The sequence below is a fragment of the Nonomuraea sp. NPDC050691 genome (genome assembly GCF_040654455.1).
Classification (GTDB): domain Bacteria; phylum Actinomycetota; class Actinomycetes; order Streptosporangiales; family Streptosporangiaceae; genus Nonomuraea.
In genome coordinates this window covers 1-4342 of the sequence record NZ_JBFAIA010000313.1, presented here as the reverse complement: position 1 = coordinate 4342, position 4342 = coordinate 1, and the positions used below count along the sequence as shown (strand labels likewise).

At 30.4% G+C, this 4342-nt stretch carries 5 protein-coding genes and 1 pseudogene; 4 read left to right on the top strand and 2 right to left on the bottom strand.

Translation table 11 applies throughout. The features are described from left to right. From AB0H81_RS44005 to AB0H81_RS43990, 4 genes and pseudogenes are all read left to right on the top strand, one after another. A pseudogene (locus AB0H81_RS44005) lies at positions 1 to 471 on the top strand (recombinase family protein); the annotation flags it as partial. After that, the gene (locus tag AB0H81_RS44000) at positions 443 to 1111 is read left to right on the top strand and encodes a DDE-type integrase/transposase/recombinase (protein WP_001566954.1); all 669 of its coding nucleotides are present in this window, start codon (positions 443 to 445) and stop codon (positions 1109 to 1111) included. The pseudogene AB0H81_RS44005 and the gene AB0H81_RS44000, both read left to right, overlap by 29 nt. Beyond that, positions 1056 to 1886, top strand: a complete 831-nt coding sequence (locus AB0H81_RS43995) for a Mu transposase C-terminal domain-containing protein (RefSeq protein WP_001566955.1) — start codon at positions 1056 to 1058, stop codon at positions 1884 to 1886. The genes AB0H81_RS44000 and AB0H81_RS43995 overlap by 56 nt, the downstream gene beginning before the upstream one ends. Further along, positions 1879 to 2694, top strand: a complete 816-nt coding sequence (locus AB0H81_RS43990; protein WP_000164958.1) for an AAA family ATPase — start codon at positions 1879 to 1881, stop codon at positions 2692 to 2694. The genes AB0H81_RS43995 and AB0H81_RS43990 overlap by 8 nt, the downstream gene beginning before the upstream one ends. Before the next feature lie 119 nt (positions 2695 to 2813). On the opposite strand, the gene AB0H81_RS43985 is transcribed toward AB0H81_RS43990, so the two are convergent. Further along, positions 2814 to 3788 carry a DUF4062 domain-containing protein gene (locus AB0H81_RS43985; protein ID WP_000072391.1) on the bottom strand — a complete coding sequence of 325 codons (975 nt, stop codon included), beginning with the start codon at positions 3786 to 3788 and terminating at the stop codon, positions 2814 to 2816. Positions 3789 to 3999: 211 nt separating this feature from the next. Next, a complete protein-coding gene (locus AB0H81_RS43980) occupies positions 4000 to 4092 on the bottom strand; it encodes a type I toxin-antitoxin system Fst family toxin (protein WP_001791613.1) in 93 nt (30 codons plus the stop codon). Between the last annotated feature and the right edge of the window lie 250 nt (positions 4093 to 4342).

Genomic DNA, 4342 nt, shown 5'->3' with positions numbered 1-4342 from the left:
AGACCTGGTTTAGATAAAGAAATTGAATTTGCGAGGTCATGAGATACTATTGTTGTTTGGAGATTAGATAGATTGGGACGTAATATGGAGGATTTAATCACATTAGTTAATGAGCTTAACGAACGAGGTGTAAGTTTCCATAGTTTAGAAGAAAATATAACAATGGATAAATCAAGTTCAACTGGACAATTATTATTTCATTTATTCGCAGCATTTGCAGAATTTGAACGTAATTTAATTTTAGAGCGTTCTTCAGCTGGCCGAATTGCAGCACGTGCTAGAGGCCGATATGGAGGCAGACCAGAAAAATTAAATCAAAAAGATTTAAACTTACTTAAGACCCTTTATGATAATGGCACGCCAATTAAGACAATTGCAGAACAGTGGCATGTTTCACGTACAACAATTTATCGTTACCTCAATAAATTGGAGGACAAGGAAGATGAAAAACAAGGAGAAGTATCTAACTAATTTTTCTGAAGCCAAACGTAAAAAAGCTACTCAAAAGTACAATATTATAAAACCTTTTATCCTAGGCGAACAATCTTTATCAAGTATTTCTAAAAGTAAAGGGATTGCGTTAAGCACCCTTTATAGGTGGAATAAGTCATATAAAGAACAAGGACTTAAAGGACTAATCTATGCGACAAGAGCTGATAAAGGAACACGTAAAATAGAACCAAAGATAATTGATGAAATTGAACGCCTTGCGCTTATGAATAAAAGAAATAGTATAGCCACAATTCATAGGAAAATCACTAATTACTGTAAAGAAAATAATTTTGATATACCAAGTTATAAACAAATTTATAGTGTTATTAAAGCGATGCCTAAGTCTGTTATTGATTTCTCTCATCAGGGTGAAAAATACTATCAAAATAAGTACGATTTAATACAAATTAGAGAATCCTCGAGACCCAATGAAATATGGCAAGCAGACCATACTTTGCTAGATATCTTTATATTAGACCAAAAAGGTAATATCAATAGACCATGGCTAACTATTATTATGGATGACTATAGTCGTGCAATTGCAGGCTATTTCTTAAGTTTTGATGCCCCCCAATGCTCAAAACACAGCATTAACACTACACCAAGCAATATGGAATAAAAATGATACCAATTGGCCAGTGTGTGGTATACCCGAAAAATTCTACACAGATCATGGAAGTGACTTTACTTCACATCATATGGAACAAGTCGCTATTGATTTGAAAATTAACTTGATGTTTTCGAAAGTTGGTGTTCCTCGTGGTCGTGGAAAAATAGAACGATTCTTTCAGACAGTTAATCAAACTTTCTTAGAACAACTGCCTGGATATATAAACAATAATGATACTCCTAGTAATCTAATAAATTTTCACAATTTTGAAGAAAAATTACGTTACTTTTTAATTGAAGATTATAATCAAAAAGAACATAGTACTATTCATACCACGCCTATCAGTCATTGGAATAGTAATCACTTTTTCCCTAATATGCCAAGTAGCTTAGAACAACTTGATTTATTATTGTTGGAAATACCTAAATCTAGAAAAGTTCATTCAGATGGCATTCATTTTCAAGGTTTTCGATACAGTAATACTAATCTAGAAGCTTATGTAGGTGAATATGTACTGATTCGTTATAACCCAAATGATATGGCTGAAATACGTGTGTTTTATAGAGATGAATTTCTTTGTACTGCTATATGTCCAGAAATAGCTGATTACTCCATAGATATAAAAGACATACAGCACGCTCGTAGTCAGAGAAGAAAACACTTAAAACAAAATATTGCTAGTCCAAGTACCACGGAATTAATTAAGGAAGAAAAAAATTGTGGTTATTCACCTCAAGAAACGACTAAAAACGTCAAAAAATTAAAGAGATATCGTAATGACTAAAAATCAAAATTTCATTGAAACGAAAGAGTATAAACGCTTTGCTGAATTTTGTGATGCTTGTATTAAATATCAGTATATTGGTATATGTTATGGTCAACCTGGTGTCGGAAAAACTTTATCGTCTAGGTATTACACAAATTGGGATACTATTGAAAAACAAGTTAACCATAGAGGTTGGGAAGATTTAGCTAGTAAAACGACCGATGACATACTATCGGTGGATAAAATATTTTATAATGCACCAGCAGAAAAACAAACTAAATTAAGGAATGATTTATATAGTATTACTGCAATCATTGATTTGGGTCAAAAATTACATGTTGTAAATAAGTATGGACATGAACATAGTAAACATTATAGTGATATGTTTAAATATATTGATTTAATTATAGTAGATGAGATTGATCGCCTTAAAGTGCAACATTTAGAGCAATTAAGAGCTATTTATGATGAACATAATTTAGCAATGATATTTATTGGTATGCCGGGTATAGAGAAAAAACTATCTCGTTATCCTCAACTATATTCGCGTATAGGTTTTGCGCATGAATTTGATAATCTAAGTAAAGATGAGACGCATCATATATTAGAATATAAGTGGCAAGACTTAGGATTTGATTTAAAACTCGAAGACTTTACTGATTATGAGGCAATAACGACGATTATTAAAATTACAAAAGGGAATTTTAGGCTGATTCATCGTTTATTTGCGCAGATAGACAGAATTATGGATATAAATGGTTTAGATAAAATAAGTACAGAAGTTGTAGAAACAGCTAGAGATAGTTTAGTTATAGGTATTCGATAATAGAAAAAGCAACGCATTTTAATATAGTGCGTTGCTTTTCTCATTTATTAGGTAAAGTCATTCTCATATATCGAGTAAAGTGACAACAATTATATATGTATGATTAGGGTGTACTTATATCATTCATATAAATGTTTATTTATACCCTCAATAAAAATATTATATGCTTTTAAGCACCTATCACATTCCTTATAAAAATGTTTATTCAATCCTTTAATATCGACTAGCGTAGTCTTATAATTTTTTTGTAACAATTTTAAATCCTCTTCGTAAAAGCTTAATTTAAAATGACCGGCTTGAGCTAATGGCTTTTTTCCTTGTTTAATTAAAATCAATATGTTTTTTAAATGTTTTAAAAAGTTTTTATAATCATAAACTTTTATTTTCATGAATGATTTATGTGGATTATTTTCATAATTTAGCAGGTAGTTTTCTATATCTTCAATATAACTATCATCAAATGGTGTGTGCTGGAAATAAAAAGTTTTTACATACATGAATATTTTATAAAGTTCTTCTTTCAAAAAATCATATGTATCTAAATCTCTTTGTATAGCATCCAATTTTTTTAATTTTTTTACATTTTTACCACAATCCTGTACTCTTATCCATCCACTATTTTCTTTAATTTCACTAGGTACACTTTGCATTAAAGTCTGAGATACTTTACTTTTTAATTCCGAAATATCATTAATATTTGGACTAATTAGTCTATTTTCTTTAACTTTTGTCTTAAACTCATCTAATTTTTTAGACTTTTCCGCGGATTCGGTAGATGCTTTATTCATCTCAAAAACATATATAGGTTTACCTAAAGATTTAGCAAAATTGTACTCCATTTCTGTATAGCTAATATTTTCTTCACTATCAATTGTTCCATAACTAGAACCTAACAATAATATCACTGCATCTGATTCATTGATCCATTGTGTTATTATTTCCCATTGGCTTTTACTACTTGAGTTAAAAAGTTCCATACCTGCTGGAATATTATTACTGTTTAAAACTGCTTCTACTACTGCTTGACGCTCTTCTATTAAATCTAAATAAGTTGATGAAATAAAAATTTGATATTTAATTTTAGTATTACTCATATATGCTCCTTTAATAAAAAATCAATTTACATAAATATATCATATGATAATATCCAAAAAGACTACTTAAAATATTATCTTTTTGCATTCCTCTACTAACCAGTGTTATAATCTAGATAACGAAAATGATTAACAATTAATGCACCAATCCCCACACTACTGCAATAGTGTGGGGATTTTTTCGATGCTGGCTTATAAAGTCGCCTATTAATTATTTGTTGCGTTTACTAAGCCAATAAGTATAATACGCAACAGCACAGCCACTGATGACTGGTGCTATGATGTGAACGAAAATGATTAGCAAAGTAATGCACCTCCTCTCTGCGTCTGAATTGACGCCTGAGAGATAGGCGACCTGTATATTATATCATCTCCGAATATACGATGATAGATAACTTCCGATAAGTCGTCTTATGTTATATAACTTTGTTTTTTATAGTATCAAGACAAGAAGAAACTCGTTTCACTCGTTTCAAAAACCCTCCTGATTTTTAGAGAAAAACTCTCTTATTTCATCGTCTTTAATAAAATAATATGACACATCTGGTCCCAGG